This window comes from Shinella granuli (genome assembly GCF_004341885.1).
Taxonomy (GTDB): Bacteria; Pseudomonadota; Alphaproteobacteria; order Rhizobiales; family Rhizobiaceae; genus Shinella; species Shinella granuli.
Genome location: NZ_SLVX01000008.1, coordinates 1,745 through 22,282 on the forward strand (window position 1 = coordinate 1,745; position 20,538 = coordinate 22,282).

A 20,538-nucleotide genomic window follows, 5' to 3' on the forward strand; every position below is an offset into this window, starting at 1 on the left:
GTGGAGGTGTGGAGGTGTGGAGGTGTGGAGGTGTGGAGGTGTGGAGGTGTGGAGGTGTGGAGGTGTGGAGGTGTGGAGGTGTGGAGGTGTGGAGGTGTGGAGGTAACAGATCATCATTCAGTTGCCAGCTGTCAACTCGGCGAAGCCTCATTGCAAATGGCGCGCGGTGTGGTGCCAAGGATGCCAAACCAGCATGCCTTGGGCCAGTCGGGCCGCGCGTTGCGATGGGAAGTTCGACCGTCGCGGCGGCCGACCAGGGCAAGCCGACACGGGTCGGGATGGCTGCGCGATTGCGTCCAATTCCGGCATCCCTGGCAAACCGGTAAGGAGTCAGCGATGCAGTGAAGCACTGCCGTCAGCAGTGGGCGGTGAGTCGGGAGCGATCCTTTTGGCCGTCAGGCAAAAAGGCGCCGGGGAAGATGCGGAATCCCGCTCTTCCCGGTAGGAAAAGCGGGATTCCGCTTTTTCGTCGAGGCATTCCGTGTTATGCGGAAATCCGCTTGTTTTGAAGAAAAGAGCGTTTTCCCGCATGAAATCCTCCGTCGCAGAAGATCTGGGCGCGCAGTTGCGCCGCACCCGCAAGGGCCGCGACCTGACCCAGCCGGCACTGGCGGCGCGGCTGGGGCGGGATCGGGCGCGCATTTCGGAACTGGAACGCGACCTCATCCAGGGGCGGCTGGGGCGCGACCGGCTGGCGCTGCTCCTGGAGATCTGCGACGCGCTGGGCCTTGCCCCCGTGCTGGTGCCGGCCGAACGGCTGGCGGCGGTGCAGGCGCTGCTGGTGCCCACAGGCTCGGGAGAGGGCGCGACAAGCCCCGGCGGCACCGCCTTCGACGATGTCTTCGTCGACCTTGCCGACGGAGAGGCGTGATGGCGCGCGCGGCGGTGCTCGGGGTGCATCTCCTCGATGCCGCGGGCATGCCCCGGCGGGTCGGCATCCTGTCGCGCGACGGGGAGGGAGCGACGGCCTTCCTCGTCGACGAGGCCTATCTGCGCGATCCGGCGCGGCCGGTGCTGAGCCTCGGCTGGCAGGTGCCGGGCGACGAGGTGGCGACGCGCGGCCGGCTTGCCGCCCGCGGCGACAAGATCGGCCTCAACGGCCACCTGCCGCCCTGGTTCGCCGGGCTCCTGCCGGAGGGCGCGCTGCGCGATCTCGTGCTCGCCGAGATGGGGCCGGGCCGGCACGACCAGTTCGACCTCCTGATGCGGCTTGGCGGCGACCTGCCGGGCGCCGTGCTGGTGACGCCCGAGACGGCACCGCCCGAGACCGCCGGCCCCCTCCACCTCGAACGGCTCGCCGGGCTCGACCTGCCACAGCCGGAGGGGCTGATAAAATTCTCGCTGGCCGGCGTGCAGCTGAAATTCTCCGCCGCCCCTGCCGGCGCGCGGCTGACCGTGCCGGCGCGGGGCGGGGAGGGGCGGGCGATCCTCAAGGTGCCGGCAGCACGCTATCCCGGCCTGCCGGAGGCCGAGTTCGCCGCCATGACGCTCTGCCGGATGATCGGCGTGGCGACGGCCGATTGCCGGCTCGTGCCGGTGGACCGGATCGACGGCCTGCCGGCGGGCTTCCTTGCGGGCGGCGCGATGGCGCTTGCCGTCGATCGCTTCGACCGGCCGGAGGAGGGCAGGCGCCTGCATATGGAGGATGCCGGCCAGGTGGTCGGCGCCGTCGGCGAGCGCAAGTACACGATGGCAACCTACGAGACGATCCTCAACATGATCCGCCGCTTCAGCACCGACTGGCGCGCCGACGTGCTGGAGGGTATCCGCCGCATCGTCGCCGACGTGCTCGTCGGCAATGGCGACAACCACCTGAAGAACTGGTCCTTCCTGTTTCCGGGGGGCGGGGCGGTGCGCCTGTCGCCGGCCTACGACATCGTGCCGACCGTGCTCTTCGCCCCCGCCGACCAGCTGGCGCTGCGCTTCGTCGGCACCCACGGCTTTTCCGCCGTCACCCTGCGTCGCTTCCGCCGCGTCGCGGATTTTCTCGGGCTCGATCCGGACTGGATCGAGCGGGAGGTGCGCGACACCGTGCTGACGGCGCTCGGTCTCTGGCCCGCAGCGCTCCGCGAGCACCTCGGCGCCGTGCAGGCGGAGCGCCTGACCGCGCGGCTCGAGACGCTGGCGCTGGTGCAGGAGGCGCGGGGCTAGCCCCCGTACGGCGTTTTCAAGCGCTGGTTCCGGCCGTTCATGGGATGTTTCGGAGGCATCGAGGCTGGAGGCGCGCCCCCAGGCCGTTGCCTGCTGTAAATGGATCCTGGAACCCGCCCCGCTCTCCTTCTCCCTGCCGGAAAGACAATCACGGCAGGGAAGGGCATGTTCAGCCGTGGGCGCGCACCTGCGCGGCGGGGAGGCTGGCGGCGATCTCGCGGGCGACGAGGACGGCGTGGTCCGTCACCTGCGGCAGGCCCATCAGCTCGCCGAACGTGCCGCGTGCCAGCGGGCCGGCGACAAGGAGCGTGCCGGACGGCCGCCCGTCGGCGGCGATGGTGCGGCTCTGTTCATCGACCAACAGGCCGAGGCCCGCCGGATCCGCCTGGACATGGCCGGCGGCAGCAAGGCCAGAGAGGAAGGGCTGGCTTTCCAGCACCGTCTCGTGGCCCGGCCCCGTCGTCACCACCACGGCATCGAAACGGCCGTCTTCGAGGCCCCGGCCTTGCCGCAGGCGCAGGCGCACGGCAAGGCCGCCCGTCCCGTCATGCGCCGCCGCGATCGAGGCGGCGCGGAAGGCAAGCGTGCCCTCGGCAAGGCGCTGCTCCAGCACCGCCTCCACCTGCGGGGCGATGCGGAAGCGATGGGCATCCCAATAGGGCCGAAGGAAGCGCAGGAGCCGCCGGCGCTCGACGAGCGACAGCGCGCGCCAGATCGCGCCGCCCTCCGCCCGCACCCGGTCGAGGACCGCATGCCAGCCGATGCCCTGCGCCCCCGCCTCGGCGACCGTCTGGCGGATGCGCCGGAGCAGGGCGCGCGCCGAGCGGGCGGGCGGCGCGGTGAAGCTGCCGAACGGCGCCGGCGCGGCAAGGTCGTGGCCGCGGGCGCGCAGGCCCCGGCGCGAGACGGCGGTGATGAGGCCGCGATGCCCGCGGGCATCGAGCGCGGCGATCACATCGGCCGCCGTGAGACCCGCGCCGACGACGAGGACCCGGTCGAGCGCGCCGATGTGCCTGAGGGCGCCGGGCACGGTGGCATCGGGGATGTAACCGGGATGCCCGGCAAGGGCGCGCTCGAGCACCGCGGGGGCGCGCGGAGCCGGATGGGTCGTGGCGATGACGACGGTGTCGGCGAAGAGCACCGTCCCCTCCGCGGTCGCGATGCGCCAGTCGCCGCCCTCCTGCCGGGTGATCGCGGCAACGCGGCCGCGGTGGTGCTCCACCGCCCCGCTGCGAAGGAGCGGCGCGAGCTCGTTGGCGACATAGCGGCCGAAGGCCGAGCGGCGGGTGAAGACGTGGCCATCCGCCGTCTCCGCCCCCGGATCCGTCGCAAGATAGCCGGTCGCCCGCAGCCAGCGGGCGAAATGCTCGCCGTCGTCGGGCAACAGCGACATGCGCGCGGCCGGCACGTTGATGCGGTTCACCGGCTCGTCCGTGTCATAGGCAAGGCCGCCGCCGAGCCGGGCGCGGGGTTCGAAGACGACGATGCGCGCCGCATGCGCCGGCAGCGACCGTGCCAGGTGATAGGCGACGGCCGCCCCGCTGAAGCCGCCGCCGACGATCGCGACGACCGGAAGGAAGGATGAGGTGCTCATGCGCGCCTTTCAGTGAAGAGCCGCGGGGGACGCCCCGGGAGAAGGGATGCGGGATGGCAGGCGGGACGGCGCGCGGCCCGCGCCGGCCGCCCGCGTCTTCAGGAGATCGAGGAAATCGTAGCCAGCCGTCCACCGGCCAAAGCCGCTGGCGACGTTGATATGTCCGGCATGGCCGATATCGACGAGATCGCTGCCCCAGGCACGCGCCGTCTGGCGCAGCCGCTCGGCCGGCATGTAGGGATCGTTGAGGCTGCCGACGACGAGGGAGGGAAAGGGCAGCGGCCGCGCCGGCATGGCGCCGAACCGGATGATGCAGGGATGCAGCGCCTCGGTCGTCTCCAGGTCGCAGGGCGCCACCAGCAGCGCGCCGCGGATGCGGCCGGCCAGCCGGCTTTCGGCGAAATGCGCCGCCAGCAGGCAACCGAGGCTGTGGCCGACCAGCCAGACGTCGTTGCCCACCATCTCCACCACCCGTTCCAGCCGGACGAGCCAGTCCCCCTGCTCCGGGCAGGACCAGTCGTGCTGCTCGACGACGCGGCTTTCCAGGTTGTCGCGCGCCCAGTGGCGCTGCCAATGCGCATCCGGCGAGCCGTTGAGACCCGGCAGGATGAGCGTATCGACGGGAATATCGAGCGACGGCATGACGGCCTCCAGCATATCGGGATGCCCTGCGGCATCGATACCGGGGAGGATAGCGCGTTTGCCCTGCGAGTATAGAAATTCTATCTTTTATATGGACTAATTTCGGAAAAGCCTTTTCGCATCCCGCCGGGGCCGTGCCCGGCCCGCGCCGGTTCAGGGCGACGGCGCCTTCAGCGGGCCGAGCGCGCTCAGGTGCTTGCGCATCGCCTCGGCGGCCTCGGCATTCCGGCCGTCCAGCACCAGTTCGAGGATGTGCACATGTTCTGCGCAGCGCTGGCGGGCCTGTTCGCGGTCCACCCGCTGCTGATATTCGATGAGCCGGCGCAGCCGGTCGACGCGCCTCAGGCTTTCGATGAAGAAGGCGTTGCGGCTGCATTCGGCGATCGCCTCGTGCATCTCGCTGTTCGTCTCGAACAGGCGCACGGCCGAGATCTCCAGGATCTCCCCCGCCACGAAACGGTGCTGCTGTTCGAGATGCCGCTCCAGCACGGGCCGGTCGAGCGTGAAGCCCGGCTCCAGCAGCGCGGCCGGCTCGATGGCCTGGCGGAAGCTGTAGCTCTGCCGGTAGGTCTCCATCGAGGTCAGCACCGGCAGGAAGCGCCAGCCGTGCCCCGGCAGCCGCTCCGCCCAGCCCTCCTCCGACATGCGCCGGAGCAGGGCCTGCAGGCGCGGGCGGGTGATGCCGTAGCGGCGCAGGAGCTCGTTTTCGCTCATCCGGTCGGGGATCGCGCCGGCCAGCCGGTCGCGGGCGATGGCGAGATAGACCTCCTCGCCGCCGTCAAGCACCGGTGTGCTGGCAGCCAGCGCCTTCGCGGCCAAGGGGTCGGCCACCTTGAAGCCGCCGCGCTCGGCCGCCGCCAGCACGCCGGCGCGCTGCAATTCGCGCAGCGCCGTGCGGATCGGCGAGCGCGAGACGAGGAAGCGTTCCGCAAGCCTGCGCTCGGTCAGGGGCTCGCCGGGCGCCAGCCGCTCGGCGTGCACGAGCCGGGCGATCTCATGGGCAAGCGTGCTGCGTATCGGGGTCATGGGCGCTCCTGCATGGCTTGGGCCTTGTCGCATGTTCCGCAGGCTTCGCCAAGCACCGGTCCTTTGTACTTGCATAATACCAGGATTCAGACTATTGGACTTTTGTCATTTCAAAACACCAGGAGGGCGTGCCGGGGAGAACGGCGGGTCAGATTGATTGCCCCAGGATTGTCGTATATACGCGCTTAATACCATCCAGGGGTCGATCATGAACGAACTTCATCGCTCGCTGGCGGACAAGATCGTCCGCCATATCAGGACATCGGCCATGGAACGGGGACAGCACCTGACGGAAGCCAGCCTCCAGTCCCTGTTCGGCACATCGCGCCAGCCGATCCGCTCGGCGCTCGGCATCCTCGCCGACCAGGGCATTGTCGAGCGGGTGCCGAACAAGGGCTTCTACCTGCGCGATCCCGACCGCATCGCCGCCGATCCGCTGCCGGCAGCCAACGAGACGTCGGACGAGGCGACCTATCTGCGCATCGCCGACGACCGCCTGTCGCGCCGCCTGCCGGACCGGGTCAGCGAGACAGACCTGATGCGGCGCTATGGCGTGTCGCGGCTTGGGCTGCGGCGCATCCTGACGCGCATTTCCGGCGAGGGCTGGATCGAGCGCAACGAGGGGCGGGGCTGGACCTTTGCGGTGCTGATCGATTCCGTCGAGGCCTACCGCGAATGTTACGACCTGCGCCAGGCGATCGAGGTGCACGGCATCCGCTCGCCCGCGTTCCGGGCCGATCCCGTGATCCTCGCGGACCTGCGCCGCCGACAGGAGATCGTCGCCGGCGGCGGCTGGCGGCGGCTGAGCCAGATGGAGCTGTTCGAGGCGAATTCGGCCTTCCACGAGGGGCTCGCCGCGCTCTCCGGCAACCGTTTCCTGGTCAACACGGTGCAGAAGCTCAACCAGCTCCGCCGCCTGATCGAATACCGCCAGACGCTGAATGCCGAGCAGGTGCGCGACCAGAATGCCGAGCACCTCGCCATTCTCGACGCGCTGGATGCCGGCGATACCGGCCGGGCGGCGGACCTGATGCACGACCACCTCGGCAAGGCCAAGCTGCGCAAAGCCCGCGCCGAAATGTTTTCCGGTGGCCCCGCTGGCGGGCCGAGCAAGGGAGGTGACACATGACACGCGTACTTATACCCGCAGGCGCGCTGGGACTGGGCTATGACCGCGCGGCGCTGGAGCGCGGCGTCGCCAACCAGCCCGACATCATCGCCATCGACGGCGGATCGACGGACAGCGGCCCGTCTTATCTCGGGCGCGGCGTCTCGAAATATTCGCGCGCCTCGACCAAGGTGGAGTGGCGCGAATTGATGCAGGCGCGGGCCAAGGCCGGCGTGCCGCTCGTCATCGGCACCGCCGGCACCTGCGGCGCCGATGCGGCGGTGGACTGGCTGTTCGACATCACCCGCGAGATCGCCCTGGAGGAGGGCATGCAGGTCAAGGTCGCCACGCTGAAATCCGGCCAGCCGAAGGAACGGGTGAAGACCGCGCTCGGCGAGGGCCGCCTGCACGCGCTGCCCGCGGCGCCCGACATCAACGAGGCCATCGTCGACGACTGCACCAACATCGTCGCGCTGGCCGGCGTCGAGCAGGTGGCGGCAGCGCTCGCCACCGGGGCGGACATCGTCATCGCCGGCCGCACCACGGACACCGCCATCATCGCGGCCCTGCCAGTCGTGCGCGGCGACCATACCGGTGCCGCCTGGCATGGCGCCAAGGTCGGCGAATGCGGGGCGCTCGCCACCACGCAGCCGAATTCCGGCGTGATCCAGATCGACTTCGACGCCTCGGGCTTCACCATCGAGCCGATGGCGTCGGACGCCGCCGCGACGCCCTACACCGTCTCGGCCCACATGCTCTATGAGAACTCCGACCCCTTCATCCTGCACGAGCCGGGCGGCCATCTCGACGTGACGCGGTCGGAATACGAAGCGCTCGACGGGCGCCGGGTGCGCGTCGAGGGCTCGAAATGGGTGCCGGGGCGCTACACGGTCAAGCTGGAGGGCGCCCGCATCGTCGGCTACCAGACGGTCGGTCTCGCCGTTGTCCGCGAGCGCCGCTATGTCGAGCATGTGCGCGAATGGGCGGCGGATATCGAGGCCAGGGTGCGCGACAAGATCGTCGCCCGCATGGGCCTTGCCCCCGATGCCTTCAGCGTCGAGATCCGGCTGATCGGCATGGATGCGACGCTCGGCGCGCTGGAGAACCGCCACGACATTCCCGTCGAGGTCGGCATTCTCGGCATCCTCACCTGCCCGACCGCCGAGCAGGCGGCCGAGGCCGGCAAGATCCTCAACCCCTATCTCCTGCACCATCCCCTGACCGAGGACGAGCCGATGCCGACCTTCGCCTTTCCCTTCTCGCCCGCCGAAATGCAGCGCGGCGCGCTCTACGAGTTCTGCCTGAACCATGTGATGGAGCTGGACGACCCGCTCGCCGCCTTCGTGCTCGAAACCCACGAGGTGGGACATGCCTGAACTGGGAAGCCTCGTCAGCAAGGTCCGCTCCAAGAATGCCGGGCCGTTCTGGCTGACGGTCGATGTCTTCTGCGACGACCCGGCAACCTATGCCCGGGTGCGCGACGGGCTGAAGGACGCCACGGTGGCGCGGCTCTTCGGCGTCGAGCAGCAATTGCTCAAGCGCTTCGACATTCCCGCGCTCAACGTGGTGAAGTTCTCCGTACCGCGTCCCGTCGTCCAGGGCACCCGCGCCGACCGCGACATGCACGGCGCCGGCTGGGCCTGCCTGCTGGAAGAACTGCAGATCGACTGAGCGGCCTGTTGCGCGCCGTTTCTTTTCAACGCCCTCTGCCCCGGCAGGGGGCGTTTTGTTTGCAGGTCGAGGTTGCCGTTCTTCCCTTCTCCCCTCAACGGGGAGAAGGGGATGGGGCGACCGACCGTTTCCTCATGCGGTTGTCCTGCCTTGCGGGGGAGATCGGAGCGAGCGCCCTTGAGCGCCCTTGTCTCTTCTTCGCTCCATGTCCTCCCGGCAACACGGGTGTTGCGCAATCGATCGCATTGTCGTAAATGTAATATTAAGACAACGGCAAGGAGGTCGGTGTCTGTGTTGCCGGGTCTGGCAGCATCGGGGCTTTCGGCCCGGACTTTTTGGGAGGAAATTATGATCAAAGCAGTTTTTGCCGCAGCATTGGCGTTTTCGCTTTCGGCCGCAGCGCCGGCCCTTGCCGATCCGGCCGTGGTGATGGCGCCGGGCGGTGCCGGCGGCGGCTATGACGCCATGGCGCGCCTGCCGTTCGAGGCCATGTCGAAGGAGGGCATCTTCACCGACGGCGCGACCTTCACCAACAAGGGCGGCGCCGGCGGCACGATCGGCCTTGCGGAGTTCATCGGCGCGAACCGCGGCAACGACAATGCCGTCATGTCGATGGGCGTCATCCTGGTCGGGGGCATCCTGCTCAACTCCTCGCCTGTCACGCTCGACGACGTGACGCCGCTGGTGCGCCTCACCAACGATACGGGCGTCGTCGCTGTCGCGACCGATTCCCCGATCAAGACGGTGGATGACCTCGTCAACGCGATGAAGGAGAACCTCGGTGCCGTGTCGATCGGCGGCGGCTCGGCCGGCGGCGTCGACCATATCGTGATGGCGCTGATCGCCAAGGAGAGCGGCCTGGAGCCGGCCAGGCTGAACTACATCCCCTATGACAGCGGTGCGGAAGCCGTGACCGCGCTCGGCGGCGGTGCCGTGTCGGTCGCCGTCTCGGGCGTCTCGGAATTCAAGCCGATGGCCGATGCCGGCCGCATCCGCATCATCGCCGTCACCTCCGAGGGCCGCGTCGAGGGCATCGACGCGCCGAGCCTGAAGGAAGCGGGCCTCAACGTGGTCGTCGGCAACTGGCGCGGCATCGTCGGCGCGCCCGACATGTCGGCGGAGGGCCGCACCATGTGGCTCGACCGCTTCGCCAAGATGCACGACAGCGCTGCCTGGAAGGACATCCTGGTCAAGCAGGGCTGGGAAGACGCCTACCTCGCCGGGGATGATTTCGTCGCCTTCCTGAACGACGAGAAGACCCGCATCGGCGAAATCCTGAAGGAAGCCGGCCTCACCAAATAAGCCGCCGCGCTTCTCGAAAGGATGTCTGACATGACGGAACGCCCCTATTGGCTTGCGGCGGGAACGGTCGGCTGGGGAGCCATCGTTTTCTGGAAGGCCGCGGAACTGCCCCAGTTCGACCAGTACGCCCATGTCGGCCCGGGCTTCATGCCCTCGGCCGTCGGGCTCGGCCTGGTCGTCCTGGGCCTGCTGCTGGCACTGCAAATCTACCGGGGCGTTCCGTTCGAGGAACAGGGCGCCGAGGACGTGGGCGAGGACCACAAGGTCAACTACATGGCGCTCGGCCTTGCCGCGGCCGCCAGCGCCCTGCCGATGCTGACGATGAAGCCGCTCGGCTTCGTCATCACCTGCACCGGCTGTTTCGTACTGGTTGCGGCGGCCTTCAAGTCGCGCCGCTGGCATCTCGACCTGGTGCTCGGCCTCGGCTTCTCGCTGCTGTGCTGGTGGCTCTTCCGCAGGCTGGGCGTCCAGCTCGGCGGTCTTCTTCCGATGATGGGGGTGTAGGATGGATGCGATCACCGGCCTGATGAACGGTTTTTCCGTCGCCCTGCAGCCGCAGAACCTGTTCTGGGCCTTCGTCGGCACCTTCATGGGCACCGCCATCGGCGTGCTGCCCGGCATCGGCCCGGCGCTGACCATCGCGCTGCTCCTGCCCGTCACCGTCTATATCGAACCGACGGCGGCCTTCATCATGTTCGCCGGCATCCTGTACGGCGCCATGTATGGCGGCTCGACCACCTCGATCCTGCTCAACACGCCCGGCGAGAGCGGCGCGATGATGACCGCGCTGGAAGGCAACAAGATGGCCCGCCAGGGCCGCGGCGCGGCAGCGCTCTGCACGGCCGCGATCGGCTCCTTCGTCGCCGGCACCATCGGCACGCTCGGCATCACCTTCCTCGCCCCGCCCATCGCCGAGCTCGCCTTCATCTTCAAGCCGCAGGACTATTTCGCCCTGATGCTGCTCGCCTTCCTCTCCGTCTCCGTGGTGATGGGGACCTCCAAGGTGCGCGGCTTCATCGCGCTCTTCCTCGGCCTGTCGCTCGGCGTCGTCGGCATCGACAAGCAGACCGGCCTGCAAAGGCTGACCTTCGGCGTGCCGGACCTCATGGACGGCGTCGAGATGACGGTCGTGCTCGTCTCGCTCTTCGCCATCGGCGAGACGCTCTATGTCGCCAGCCGCTTCGGCTTCCAGAAACCCAACCTCAATCCGCTGGCCGGTGGCATCTGGATGACGAAGGAGGACTGGAAACGTTCCTGGAAGCCGTGGCTGCGCGGCACCCTCTTCGGCTTTCCCATCGGCGCGCTGCCGGCCGGCGGCGCGGAAATCCCGACCTTCCTGTCCTACACGGTCGAGCGCAGCCTGACCAAGCATCCGGAGGAGTTCGGCCATGGCGCCATCGAGGGCGTGGCCGGCCCAGAGGCTGCGAACAACGCCGCCGCCGCCGGCATCCTGGTGCCGCTGCTGACGCTCGGCCTGCCGACCTCGGCCACCGCCGCGATCCTGCTCGCCGCCTTCCAGAACTACGGGCTGCAGCCGGGGCCGCTGCTGTTCATCAACTCCGCCGATCTCGTCTGGGGCCTCATCGCCTCGCTCTATGTCGGCAATCTGATGCTGCTCGTCCTCAACCTGCCGCTGGCGGGGCTGTGGGTGCGGCTGCTCTTCATCCCGCGGCCCTATCTCTATGCCGGCATCCTGATCTTCTCGCTGGTCGGCATCTGGGGCGTGTCGAACTCCTGGGTGGACCTTGCCATGATGGCCGGCGTCGGCGTGCTCGGCTACACGATGCGCGTCTACGACTTCCCGATCGCCCCGGTGCTGATCGGCCTCATCCTCGGGCCGATGGCGGAGGTGCAGATGCGCCGCGCGCTCGCCGTGGGGCAGGGGGATCCGATGGTCTTCGTCTCCACCCCGCTCTCGGCCGTGCTGGTCGCCGTCTCCGCCCTGATCCTCATCGTGCCGGCGCTGCTTCAATGGCGGCGCACCCGCAAGATCGACATGCCCGACGAAACCGCCGGCGTCTGACGCCGCCCACCATCCACGCCGATGCCTGACCGGCCGCCTCCCTGCGGCCGGGCGGGCGGACGCAATCCTCCGGGAGCCCAAAATGGCCGAAACGCTTTATTTCCGAGCCGAAGACCTGGCCCGATACGCCAAAGCCCTGTTCCTCTCCGTGGGCATGAGCGAAGCGGACGCGGCGCTGATCGCGGGCGACCTCGTCAAGGCGAACCTGCGCGGCGTCGACAGCCACGGCGTCAGCCGCATCCCGATGTATCTGGAGCGGCTGAAGCGCGGCCTCGTCAATCCGCGTCCCGAGGTGAAGGTGACGAAGGCGGCCGGCGCCGTCGCCGCGGTCGACGGCGACAACGGCATGGGCTTCATCGCCTCGAACATCGCCATGAACGCCGCCTGCGACATTGCCGGCGAGATGGGCATCGGCCTTGCCGGCGTCCGCCGCTCCACGCATTTCGGCATGGGGGCGTGTTATGCGCTGCGCGCCATCGAGCGCGGCTTCATCTCGATGATCTTCACCAATTCCTCGCCCGCCATTCCGATGTGGGGCGGGCGCACCACCTTCCTCGGCGCAAGCCCCATCGCCGCCGGCATCCCCGGCGGCAGGCACCCGCCCTATGTCATGGACATGGCGATGACGGTGATCGCGCGGGGAAAAATCCGCCTTGCCGCCATGAAGGGCGATCCGATAGCCGAGGGCCTGGCGCTCGATGTCGACGGCAACCCCACCACGGACGCCGCCAAGGCCTTCGAGGGCGTCTGCCTGCCTTTCGGCGGCGTCAAGGGCTCGGTGCTGGCGACGCTGATGGACCTGATGTCCGGCGTCCTCACCGGCGCGAATTTCGGCGGCGATGTGAAGAGCCTCTATTTCGACCATTCCGAGCCGCAGAATGTCGGCCACCTGTTCTTCGCCATCAAGCCCGACCTCTTCCTCTCGCTGGACGATTTCGGCGCCCGGATGGATGAATTCTACGAGCGCATCAAGCGGCTGCCGCGCGCCGCCGGCGTCGACGAGATCATGATGCCGGGCGAACCGGAGCAGCGCCGCGAGGACGAGCGCCGCCGTGCCGGCATCCCCGTCACCGGCAATGTCGTCGCGGACCTTGCCGCCGAGGGCGCGGTCGCCGGCATCGCCGTGCCGGAAGGCAGCGCAGCCCCGTTCGAGGCGGCCTGATGAACCGCCTCTCCGCCCATATCGGCTATCTCTACGCAGACCTGCCGCTTGCCGAGCGGCCGGCGGCGGCGGCGCGCGACGGCTTCACCGCCGTCGAGCATCCCGAGCCCTGGGCCGTACCGGCGAAGGAGATGCGCGCCCGCCTTGCCGATCTCGGCCTTGCCTTCTCGCAGGTCACCTCGGGCATGGGCGATGCGGCGAAGGGCGAGAAGGGCCTTGCCGCGCTTGCCGGCCGCGAGGCGGAATTCCGCGCCGGCTTCGACCGCGCGCTCGCCTATGCGCGGGAGGTCGGCTGCCCCTTCGTCCACCCCATGGCGGGCGTGCCGAAGGGCGGCGTCCTGGATGCGGCCGAGACCTACCGGCTGAACCTCTCCTGGGCGCTGAACCGCGTTGAGGGCAGCGGCGTGCGGGTGCTCGTCGAGGCGATCACCATTCCCGGCTACCACATGGGCAGCCTTGCCCTTGCGGCGGACCTGCAGGACCAGTTCCACGGCCGTTTCGCCCTCTTGTTCGACACCTACCACGCCGCCGTGCTGGGCGAGGACCCGCGCCGCTGGATCACGCGGAATGCCGGCCGCATCGGCCATGTCCATATCGCCGACCATCCCGGCCGCCACGAGCCGGGAACCGGCACGCTCGCCTTTGAACCCATCCTCGCCGCCCTCACGGCAGCGGGCTACACCGGCGCCATCGGCTTCGAATACATCCCCTCCGCCGCGACATCCGCCAGCGCCGCCTTCCTGCCCGGCTGGAAGCGGCTCCTTTCCGAAAAGGCTTCGCCATGACCGCCGTCACCTCCGTCAACCCCGCCATCCTGCGCCCGCACGAAATGAAGACCAACGACCGCGGCGGCGGCGCGCGCACCACGCCGCTCGTCACCCGCCGCTGCGGCTCCACCAGCATGATCAACGGCATCACCGCCTTCGATCCCGGCGCCGCCATCGGTCTGCATTTCCACAATTGCGAGGAAAGCGTCATGGTGATCGAGGGCGAAGCGATCGCCGAGATCGACGGTGTCGAGCACCATCTCGCCACCAACGACACGACCTGGATCCCCGCCAACGTGCCGCACCGTTTCATCAACGCGTCGGACAAGCCGATGCGCATCTTCTGGACCTATGCCACGGTCGATGCCACCCGCACCATGGTCGCGACAGGCGAAAGCCGGTCGATCGACGCCGAACACGGCCACGCACCGAAATGACGGAGAAACCCCTGCCGCCGGTCGCCACCCGTTCGGCGGCCGTGGCTCTCTGACGGGCGGGGCATGGTGCGCAGCCTTTTTCTATGGGACGGCATGACCTTGCGGATCGGCCCGCAGCCGCGCCAGCGCTGCGACGATCGCCCGCCCGGCGGCCTCCACGTCCCCGGCTGAAATGTCGAGATGGGTGACCATGCGGATGCGGCTCTCGCCCTCGACATTGACGCGGACCGCCTCGCCGAGCAGCGCCTCGGCCAAGGCGCGCGCGGGGACGCCCGTTCCGGAAAGGTCGAGAAAGAGGATGTTGGTGACGGCGCCCCCCGGCTGCAGGGCAAGGCCGGGCACCGCGCCGAGCAGCGCCGCGAGCCGCCGGGCATTGGCATGGTCCTCCGCCAGGCGCGCGACATTGTGGTCGAGCGCATAGAGCCCCGCGGCGGCGAGGATGCCGGACTGCCGCATCGCCCCGCCGAGCCGGTGCTTCCAGACCAGCGCTTCCTCGATGAAGGCCTCCGGCCCCGCCAGCACAGCGCCGACCGGGCATCCCAGTCCCTTGGAAAGGTCGATCCAGACGCTGTCGCAGGGCGCGGCGAAGCGCGCCGCCGCAAGGCCGGTGGCGACAGCGGCGTTGAGCAGCCGCGCGCCGTCCATGTGCAGCGCAAGCCCCTTCTCCTGCGCCAGCGCCTTCAGCGCGAGGATATCCGCCTCGGGCCAGATGCGCCCGCCGCCGCGGTTGGTGGTCTGCTCGATGGCGATGACCCGGCTGCGCGGCGAACGGTGGCGCGGCGCCCGCAGCCGGCGGGCGACGTCCTCCACGGAAAAGAGGCCCGTCGCCGTCTCGATCGGCCGGAACTGCGCGCCGGAAAGCGCGGCCGCCCCCGCCCCCTCCGAGCCGAAGACATGGGCGTTCTCCGCGCAGACGATCTCGTCCCCCGCCCGGCAATGGACGAGGAAGGCGATCTGGTTCGCCATCGTCCCGGAGGGCAGGAACAGCGCCTTCTCCTGCCCGAGAAGCCCGGCCACCCGCGCCTCCAGCGCCAGCGTCGTCGGGTCCTCGCCCCGCTGCTCGTCGCCCACGGGCGCCGCCGCGATGGCCTGGCGCATGCCCTTGGAGGGGCGCGTCGCGGTGTCGGCGGCAAGATCGATGAGGCGGGGCATTGTCAGCTCGGTCCTTCCGGTGTTGGAAACCGGCCGGGACTATGCAGGGGCCGCCCGGCAAAAGGCAAGCCGGCCCCCCTCAGGCAAGGCGGTAGGGGATCGTCTCGCGGATGTCGGGATCGACCTGCAGGCGGCCGCGGATCGGCGGGACGGCGCGGCTCGGACAGTTGCCACGCTCGCACAGCCGGCAGGAGATGCCGATCGGCTCGAAGCGGGAGCGCTCGCCGATCGCAAGGTCGTCCGCATAGACGAACTGGTCGGCATAGGAGACCTCGCAGCCAAAGGCGAGCACATAGCCCGTGCGCGTGGCGGCAAAGCCGCCGGTGCCCTTGAAGGTCTGCGTCGCCAGACAGAGATAGCGCACCCCGTCGGGCGTTTCGGCGAGCTGGCGGATGATGCCCTGCGGCACCTCGAAGGCCCGGTGGGCGTTCCACAGCGGACAGGCCGCGCCGAAGCGGGCGAATTGCAGCTTCGTCGCGCTGTGCCGCTTGGTGATGTTGCCGGCGCGGTCGATCCTCGCGAAGAAGATCGGCACGCCCTTGTTGCCCGGCCGCTGCAGCGTCGAAAGCCGGTGGCAGACCTGTTCCAGCGAGGCCTCGAAGCGGGCGGAGAGAAGTTCGATATCGTGGCGCAGTTTCTGCGCGGCGGAAAGGAAATCGCTGTAGGGCATGACGAGGGCGCCGGCGAAATAATTGTGCAGGCCGATGCGACAGATGTCCTTCGCCTCGTCCGTGCGGAAGTTCGCCCGCTGCACGATCTCCTCGATCTCCCGCGCCGCATGGAGCTGGGAGATCTGGTGGGCGAGCTGGAAGACCTGCGTCGGGTTCGCCGAGAGCCGGTTGAGGGTCAGGACCTTCCGGTCGCGGTCGTAGTGGCGCAGCGGGCCGTCATTGGTCTCGGCGAAGGAGACCGAGACGCCGAACTGCCCCTTGAGGCGGCCCACGAGGGCCGATTTCCGGTCGAAGCCCGCGCCGTAGAGGCCGGCCGCCAGCGTTTCGGCGAGAATATCGAGCGCGTGCACGTAGTTGTCGACGAAATGGAAGAAGTCGCGCACCTCCTCGTAGGGCGTGGCGCCGAGGCCGGGGGCGTTCTCGCGGTCGTGGTCGAGGCTCGCCAGTTGCTCGCTCTTGCGGCGATAGGCCTGGTGGGCGAGCACCAGCGCATGGGCGAGCGCCGGGGCATTCTGCGAAATCAGCTTGAGTTCCTGGAGGGAAGGGCTGAAACTCTCGAAGATCGGGTCGGCGAGCGCCTCGCTGAGCGCCGAGAGCAGCCGGTCGGTCTCCCCGCGCGAAAGCTCGCTGATGTCGAGGTTGAACTTGTCGGCGAGCTGCAAGAGCACGGCGGCGGAGACGGGACGCTGGTTGTTCTCGATCTGGTTGAGGTAGCTGGTGGAGATGCCGATGCGCTTGGCGAACTGGCTTTGCGTCTGCTGGCTCACCACGCGCAGCTCGCGCACCTTCAGGCCGATGAACAGTTTTCCGAGAGCCATGTTCGCAATTTCGCAAGTTTCAATTCGCGAATTTATAATTCCACATTCGCGCCCGATCAAGACTTCAGCAAACCTGTGCAAACCGGTATGACTACCAGACGACACCAGTGGGAGCCTTCATGCGCGACATCCTTGAACAACTCGAACAACGCCGCAGCGAGGCGAGGCTCGGCGGCGGCCAGAAGCGCATCGACGCCCAGCACGGCAAGGGCAAGCTGACGGCGCGCGAGCGCATCGAGGTGCTGCTCGACGAGGGCTCCTTCGAGGAATACGACATGTACGTCACCCACCGCGCCGTCGATTTCGGCATGGCGGGGCAGACCTTCGCGGGCGACGGCGTCGTCACCGGCTGGGGCACGATCAACGGCCGACAGGTCTATGTCTTCAGCCAGGATTTCACCGTGCTCGGCGGCTCGCTGTCGGAAACCCACGCCCAGAAGATCTGCAAGATCATGGACATGGCGGTGCGCAACGGCGCCCCGGTCATCGGCCTCAACGACAGCGGCGGCGCGCGCATCCAGGAGGGCGTCGCCTCGCTCGCCGGCTATGCCGAGGTGTTCCGCCGCAATGCGGAGGCCTCCGGCGTCATCCCGCAGATCTCCGTCATCATGGGCCCCTGCGCGGGCGGCGCCGTCTATTCGCCGGCCATGACCGATTTCATCTTCATGGTGCGCGATACGTCCTACATGTTCGTGACCGGCCCGGACGTGGTGAAGACCGTCACCAACGAGATCGTCACCGCCGAGGAACTCGGCGGCGCCGGCACCCACACGAGGAAGTCCTCGGTCGCCGACGCGGCCTATGAGAACGACGTCGAGACGCTGGAGAATGTCCGGCTGCTCTTCGATTTCCTGCCGCTCAACAACCGGGAGAAGCCGCCGGTCCGCCCGTTCCACGACGATCCCGCGCGCCTCGAAATGCGCCTCGACAGCCTCGTGCCCGAAAGCTCGACCAAGCCCTACGACATGAAGGAATTGATCCTGGCGCTGGCCGACGAGGGCGATTTCTTCGAATTGCAGGAGGCCTTCGCCCGCAACATCATCACCGGCTTCATCCGGCTGGAGGGCCAGACGGTCGGCGTCGTCGCCAACCAGCCGATGGTGCTGGCCGGCTGCCTCGACATCGATTCCGCCCGCAAGGCCGCGAAATTCGTGCGCTTCTGCGATGCCTTCTCGATCCCGCTGCTGACCCTTGTCGACGTGCCCGGCTTCCTGCCCGGCACCGCGCAGGAATATAACGGCATCATCAAGCACGGCGCCAAGCTGCTCTTCGCCTACAGCCAGGCGACGGTTCCGATGGTGACGCTCATCACCCGCAAGGCCTATGGCGGGGCCTATGACGTCATGGCCTCCAAGCATATCGGCGCCGATGTCAACTATGCCTGGCCGACCGCCGAGATCGCCGTCATGGGCGCCAAGGGCGCGACCGAGATCCTCTATCGCTCGGAACTCGGCGATGCGGAAAAGATCGCCGCCCGCACGAAGGAATACGAGGCGCGCTTCGCCAATCCCTTCGTCGCCGCCGAGCGCGGCTTCATCGACGAGGTGATCATGCCGCATTCCTCGCGCCGGCGCATCGCCCGGGCCTTCGCATCGCTGAAGAACAAACAGGTGGAGACGCGCTGGAAGAAGCACGACACGATACCCCTTTGACGAGGGCGGGGAGGATGCAACGGCCGGAACTGACGCCGGAGGAGGCGCGCAAGGATCACTGGCACATGCTGCGCTTCATGATGCTGCATGCGCTTGTCGGCGGCCTGATCGGCGCGGCGACGGCCGCCGCCGTCATTCTCCTCGATATCGGCGGCATCGGCACGCGCATCGCCCGTGCGGCGGCCCCGGTCATGCCGGTCCTGCTGCTCGTCGTGCCCTTCGCCTCGCTGTTCGGCGGGGCCGCGACGGCCTCGGCCATCCTGCTGATGCCTTATGAAAAGAAATACAAAGACAGACCGGGACCGGAAGACACCTGATGTTCAAGAAAATCCTGATTGCCAATCGCGGCGAAATCGCCTGCCGCGTCATCAAGACCGCCCGCAGGCTCGCCATCCCCACCGTCGCGGTCTATTCCGATGCCGACCGCAACGCGCTGCATGTGTCCATGGCCGACGAGGCCGTGCATATCGGGCCGGCACCGTCGGCGCAGTCCTACATCGTCATCGACCGCATCCTCGACGCCATCCGCAAGACCGGCGCGGACGCCGTGCATCCCGGCTACGGCTTCCTGTCGGAAAACGCCGCCTTCGCCGAGGCGCTGGAGAAGGAGGGCGTCGCCTTCATCGGCCCGCCGGTCGGCGCCATCCAGGCGATGGGCGACAAGATCACCTCGAAGAAGCTGGCGGCGGAGGCGGGCGTCAACACGGTGCCGGGCCATATGGGCCTGATCGAGGATGCCGACGAGGCGGTGGCGATCGCCTCGCGCATCGGCTATCCCGTGATGATCAAGGCGTCCGCCGGCGGCGGCGGCAAGGGCATGCGCATCGCCTGGAACGACGCAGAGGCGCGCGAGGGCTTCCAGTCCTCGAAGAACGAGGCGAAGAGCTCGTTCGGCGACGACCGCATCTTCATCGAGAAGTTCGTCACGCAGCCGCGCCATATCGAGATCCAGGTGCTGGGCGACAAGCACGGCAACACGCTCTATCTCGGCGAGCGCGAATGCTCGATCCAGCGGCGCAACCAGAAGGTCATCGAGGAGGCGCCGTCGCCCTTCCTCGATCCGCAAACGCGCAAGGCCATGGGCGAGCAGGCCGTGGCGCTGGCGAAGGCCGTCGGCTACCATTCCGCCGGCACCGTGGAGTTCATCGTCGACGGGAACCGCAATTTCTACTTCCTCGAAATGAACACGCGCCTGCAGGTCGAGCATCCGGTGACGGAGCTCATCACCGGCATCGACCTCGTCGAGCAGATGATCCGCGTCGCCGCCGGCGAAAAACTGGCCTTCGGGCAGGACGACGTGCGGCTGAACGGCTGGGCGATCGAAAGCCGCCTCTATGCCGAGGACCCCTACCGCAACTTCCTGCCGTCGATCGGCCGCCTCACGCGCTACCGCCCGCCGGCCGAGGGCAAGGCGGCCGACGGCACCGTCGTGCGCAACGATACCGGCGTCTACGAGGGCGGCGAGATCTCGATGTATTACGACCCGATGGTCGCCAAGCTCTGCGCCTTCGCGCCGGGCGAGGGGGCGGCGGCCCGGCTTGCCGCGGTGGATGCCATGGCCCGCGCGCTCGACGCTTTCGAGGTCGAGGGCGTCGGCCATAACCTGCCGTTCCTGTCGGCCGTCATGCAGCAGCCGCGGTTCCGCGAGGGCCGGCTGACGACCGCCTATATCGCGGAGGAGTTCCCGGACGGCTTTCACGGCGTCGAGCCGGACGGAGAGGCCGCGCGGGTGCTTGCCGCCGTCGCCGCCTCGGTCAACCAGGTGATGCAGGCCCGCGCCGTGCAGATTTCCGGCACGATCGGCAACCACCGCCGCGTCCTCGGCAAGGACTGGGTGGTGCGCTTCGGCGAGACCAAGCTTGCCCTGACGCTGGAAACCGGCGTGGAGGGCGCCAGCGTGCGCTTTGCCGACGGCACCGTGCTGCCCGTCGCCGGCAGCTTCGTGCCGGGCTCCACCCATGCCACCTTCACCATTGCCGGCGAGACGGTCGGCATCAAGGTCGATCTCGTCGGCCCGGCCATCCGCCTGCGCTGGCGCGGCATGGACGTCAAGGCCCATGTCCGCTCGGGCCGGGTCGCGGCGCTGGCGCGGCTGATGCCGAAGAAGCAGCCGCCGGACACCTCGAAGATGCTGCTCTGCCCGATGCCGGGCGTCATCACCTCCGTCAGCGTCAAGGCGGGCGATACCGTCGAGGCCGGGCAGGCGCTCGCCGTCGTCGAGGCGATGAAGATGGAGAACATCCTGCGCGCGGAACGGCGCGCGGTCGTCAGGCGCGTCGCCGTCGAGCCGGGCGCGAGCCTTGCGGTTGACGAGCTGATCATGGAGTTCGAATGATGGCAGACGACCTTGACCGCAACCGGC

At 68.5% G+C, this 20,538-nt stretch carries 20 protein-coding genes; 14 read left to right on the plus strand and 6 right to left on the minus strand.

Going from position 1 to position 20,538, the window contains the following annotated elements; genetic code table 11:
* Window positions 1–330: 330 nt before the first annotated feature.
* Window positions 331–531 (minus strand): hypothetical protein, encoded by a 201-nt coding sequence (locus tag EV665_RS14485; RefSeq protein ID WP_133034608.1) that lies wholly within the window; start codon window positions 529–531, stop codon window positions 331–333.
* Here EV665_RS14485 and EV665_RS14490 point away from each other — a divergent pair.
* Complete coding sequence (locus EV665_RS14490; RefSeq protein WP_133034609.1) at window positions 530–871, plus strand: helix-turn-helix domain-containing protein; 342 nt, start codon at window positions 530–532, stop codon at window positions 869–871. The two genes, EV665_RS14485 and EV665_RS14490, sit on opposite strands and share 2 nt — an antisense overlap.
* Complete coding sequence (locus EV665_RS14495; protein ID WP_133034610.1) at window positions 871–2,151, plus strand: type II toxin-antitoxin system HipA family toxin; 1,281 nt, start codon at window positions 871–873, stop codon at window positions 2,149–2,151. Before EV665_RS14490 ends, EV665_RS14495 begins: the two co-directional genes overlap by 1 nt.
* A 169-nt stretch (window positions 2,152–2,320) precedes the next feature.
* Here EV665_RS14495 and EV665_RS14500 read toward each other — a convergent pair whose 3' ends face one another.
* The 3 genes from EV665_RS14500 to EV665_RS14510 all read right to left on the minus strand — a co-directional run bounded on the left by EV665_RS14500 (window position 2,321) and on the right by EV665_RS14510 (window position 5,413).
* Complete coding sequence (locus tag EV665_RS14500) at window positions 2,321–3,745, minus strand: FAD/NAD(P)-binding protein (RefSeq protein WP_133034611.1); 1,425 nt, start codon at window positions 3,743–3,745, stop codon at window positions 2,321–2,323.
* Window positions 3,746–3,754: 9 nt separating this feature from the next.
* On the minus strand, window positions 3,755–4,387 hold the full coding sequence (locus EV665_RS14505) for an RBBP9/YdeN family alpha/beta hydrolase (protein ID WP_084438576.1): 633 nt from the start codon (window positions 4,385–4,387) through the stop codon (window positions 3,755–3,757).
* A gap of 153 nt (window positions 4,388–4,540) precedes the next feature.
* Window positions 4,541–5,413: a GntR family transcriptional regulator gene (locus EV665_RS14510; RefSeq protein WP_133034612.1), complete on the minus strand. Its 873-nt coding sequence runs from the start codon at window positions 5,411–5,413 to the stop codon at window positions 4,541–4,543.
* Between the two features lie 208 nt (window positions 5,414–5,621).
* Here EV665_RS14510 and EV665_RS14515 point away from each other — a divergent pair, with 208 nt between their 5' ends.
* The 9 genes from EV665_RS14515 (at window position 5,622) to EV665_RS14555 (ending at window position 13,883) form a co-directional block, all read left to right on the plus strand.
* Entirely contained in the window at window positions 5,622–6,542 is a 921-nt protein-coding gene (locus EV665_RS14515) for a GntR family transcriptional regulator (protein ID WP_133034613.1), read from the plus strand.
* Complete coding sequence (locus tag EV665_RS14520; RefSeq protein ID WP_133034614.1) at window positions 6,539–7,897, plus strand: acyclic terpene utilization AtuA family protein; 1,359 nt, start codon at window positions 6,539–6,541, stop codon at window positions 7,895–7,897. Before EV665_RS14515 ends, EV665_RS14520 begins: the two co-directional genes overlap by 4 nt.
* Window positions 7,890–8,192: a DUF4387 family protein gene (locus EV665_RS14525; RefSeq protein WP_064333581.1), complete on the plus strand. Its 303-nt coding sequence runs from the start codon at window positions 7,890–7,892 to the stop codon at window positions 8,190–8,192. The genes EV665_RS14520 and EV665_RS14525 overlap by 8 nt, the downstream gene beginning before the upstream one ends.
* A gap of 348 nt (window positions 8,193–8,540) precedes the next feature.
* Window positions 8,541–9,494 carry a tripartite tricarboxylate transporter substrate binding protein gene (locus EV665_RS14530; protein WP_133034615.1) on the plus strand — a complete coding sequence of 318 codons (954 nt, stop codon included), beginning with the start codon at window positions 8,541–8,543 and terminating at the stop codon, window positions 9,492–9,494.
* Between the two features lie 30 nt (window positions 9,495–9,524).
* On the plus strand, window positions 9,525–9,998 hold the full coding sequence (locus tag EV665_RS14535; RefSeq protein ID WP_210234636.1) for a tripartite tricarboxylate transporter TctB family protein: 474 nt from the start codon (window positions 9,525–9,527) through the stop codon (window positions 9,996–9,998).
* A 1-nt stretch (window position 9,999) separates the two neighbouring features.
* Entirely contained in the window at window positions 10,000–11,517 is a 1,518-nt protein-coding gene (locus EV665_RS14540; RefSeq protein ID WP_064333579.1) for a tripartite tricarboxylate transporter permease, read from the plus strand.
* Between the two features lie 82 nt (window positions 11,518–11,599).
* Window positions 11,600–12,679: an Ldh family oxidoreductase gene (locus EV665_RS14545; protein ID WP_133034616.1), complete on the plus strand. Its 1,080-nt coding sequence runs from the start codon at window positions 11,600–11,602 to the stop codon at window positions 12,677–12,679.
* On the plus strand, window positions 12,679–13,464 hold the full coding sequence (locus EV665_RS14550; RefSeq protein WP_133034617.1) for a hydroxypyruvate isomerase family protein: 786 nt from the start codon (window positions 12,679–12,681) through the stop codon (window positions 13,462–13,464). Before EV665_RS14545 ends, EV665_RS14550 begins: the two co-directional genes overlap by 1 nt.
* Entirely contained in the window at window positions 13,461–13,883 is a 423-nt protein-coding gene (locus EV665_RS14555) for a cupin domain-containing protein (RefSeq protein WP_133034618.1), read from the plus strand. Before EV665_RS14550 ends, EV665_RS14555 begins: the two co-directional genes overlap by 4 nt.
* Before the next feature lie 81 nt (window positions 13,884–13,964).
* Here the strand turns inward: EV665_RS14555 and EV665_RS14560 are convergent, their stop codons facing one another.
* A complete protein-coding gene (locus EV665_RS14560; RefSeq protein WP_133034619.1) occupies window positions 13,965–15,035 on the minus strand; it encodes a threonine aldolase family protein in 1,071 nt (356 codons plus the stop codon).
* A gap of 79 nt (window positions 15,036–15,114) precedes the next feature.
* Complete coding sequence (locus EV665_RS14565) at window positions 15,115–16,524, minus strand: helix-turn-helix domain-containing protein (protein WP_133034620.1); 1,410 nt, start codon at window positions 16,522–16,524, stop codon at window positions 15,115–15,117.
* A gap of 119 nt (window positions 16,525–16,643) precedes the next feature.
* On the opposite strand from EV665_RS14565, the gene EV665_RS14570 reads away from it, so the two are divergent.
* The 3 genes from EV665_RS14570 to EV665_RS14580 are packed head-to-tail and all read left to right on the plus strand — an operon-like array spanning window position 16,644 to window position 20,511.
* On the plus strand, window positions 16,644–18,176 hold the full coding sequence (locus EV665_RS14570; RefSeq protein ID WP_133034621.1) for an acyl-CoA carboxylase subunit beta: 1,533 nt from the start codon (window positions 16,644–16,646) through the stop codon (window positions 18,174–18,176).
* A 14-nt stretch (window positions 18,177–18,190) separates the two neighbouring features.
* On the plus strand, window positions 18,191–18,493 hold the full coding sequence (locus EV665_RS14575) for a hypothetical protein (protein ID WP_245507719.1): 303 nt from the start codon (window positions 18,191–18,193) through the stop codon (window positions 18,491–18,493).
* A complete protein-coding gene (locus EV665_RS14580; protein ID WP_133034622.1) occupies window positions 18,493–20,511 on the plus strand; it encodes an acetyl-CoA carboxylase biotin carboxylase subunit in 2,019 nt (672 codons plus the stop codon). Before EV665_RS14575 ends, EV665_RS14580 begins: the two co-directional genes overlap by 1 nt.
* The last annotated feature ends 27 nt before the right edge of the window (window positions 20,512–20,538 follow it).

What these genes read in the sequence shown, in the direction of transcription:
- EV665_RS14525 (WP_064333581.1), top strand. Translation starts at nt 7,890, where the DNA reads ATGCCTGAACTGGGAAGCCTCGTCAGCAAGGTCCGCTCCAAGAATGCC.
- EV665_RS14495 (WP_133034610.1), top strand. Translation starts at nt 871, where the DNA reads ATGGCGCGCGCGGCGGTGCTCGGGGTGCATCTCCTCGATGCCGCGGGC.
- EV665_RS14550 (WP_133034617.1), top strand. Translation starts at nt 12,679, where the DNA reads ATGAACCGCCTCTCCGCCCATATCGGCTATCTCTACGCAGACCTGCCG.
- EV665_RS14560 (WP_133034619.1), bottom strand. Translation starts at nt 15,035, where the DNA reads ATGCCCCGCCTCATCGATCTTGCCGCCGACACCGCGACGCGCCCCTCC.
- EV665_RS14510 (WP_133034612.1), bottom strand. Translation starts at nt 5,413, where the DNA reads ATGACCCCGATACGCAGCACGCTTGCCCATGAGATCGCCCGGCTCGTG.
- EV665_RS14540 (WP_064333579.1), top strand. Translation starts at nt 10,000, where the DNA reads ATGGATGCGATCACCGGCCTGATGAACGGTTTTTCCGTCGCCCTGCAG.
- EV665_RS14520 (WP_133034614.1), top strand. Translation starts at nt 6,539, where the DNA reads ATGACACGCGTACTTATACCCGCAGGCGCGCTGGGACTGGGCTATGAC.
- EV665_RS14505 (WP_084438576.1), bottom strand. Translation starts at nt 4,387, where the DNA reads ATGCCGTCGCTCGATATTCCCGTCGATACGCTCATCCTGCCGGGTCTC.
- EV665_RS14580 (WP_133034622.1), top strand. Translation starts at nt 18,493, where the DNA reads ATGTTCAAGAAAATCCTGATTGCCAATCGCGGCGAAATCGCCTGCCGC.
- EV665_RS14535 (WP_210234636.1), top strand. Translation starts at nt 9,525, where the DNA reads ATGACGGAACGCCCCTATTGGCTTGCGGCGGGAACGGTCGGCTGGGGA.
- EV665_RS14490 (WP_133034609.1), top strand. Translation starts at nt 530, where the DNA reads ATGAAATCCTCCGTCGCAGAAGATCTGGGCGCGCAGTTGCGCCGCACC.
- EV665_RS14575 (WP_245507719.1), top strand. Translation starts at nt 18,191, where the DNA reads ATGCAACGGCCGGAACTGACGCCGGAGGAGGCGCGCAAGGATCACTGG.
- EV665_RS14565 (WP_133034620.1), bottom strand. Translation starts at nt 16,524, where the DNA reads ATGGCTCTCGGAAAACTGTTCATCGGCCTGAAGGTGCGCGAGCTGCGC.
- EV665_RS14555 (WP_133034618.1), top strand. Translation starts at nt 13,461, where the DNA reads ATGACCGCCGTCACCTCCGTCAACCCCGCCATCCTGCGCCCGCACGAA.
- EV665_RS14570 (WP_133034621.1), top strand. Translation starts at nt 16,644, where the DNA reads ATGCGCGACATCCTTGAACAACTCGAACAACGCCGCAGCGAGGCGAGG.
- EV665_RS14500 (WP_133034611.1), bottom strand. Translation starts at nt 3,745, where the DNA reads ATGAGCACCTCATCCTTCCTTCCGGTCGTCGCGATCGTCGGCGGCGGC.
- EV665_RS14530 (WP_133034615.1), top strand. Translation starts at nt 8,541, where the DNA reads ATGATCAAAGCAGTTTTTGCCGCAGCATTGGCGTTTTCGCTTTCGGCC.
- EV665_RS14545 (WP_133034616.1), top strand. Translation starts at nt 11,600, where the DNA reads ATGGCCGAAACGCTTTATTTCCGAGCCGAAGACCTGGCCCGATACGCC.
- EV665_RS14485 (WP_133034608.1), bottom strand. Translation starts at nt 531, where the DNA reads ATGCGGGAAAACGCTCTTTTCTTCAAAACAAGCGGATTTCCGCATAAC.
- EV665_RS14515 (WP_133034613.1), top strand. Translation starts at nt 5,622, where the DNA reads ATGAACGAACTTCATCGCTCGCTGGCGGACAAGATCGTCCGCCATATC.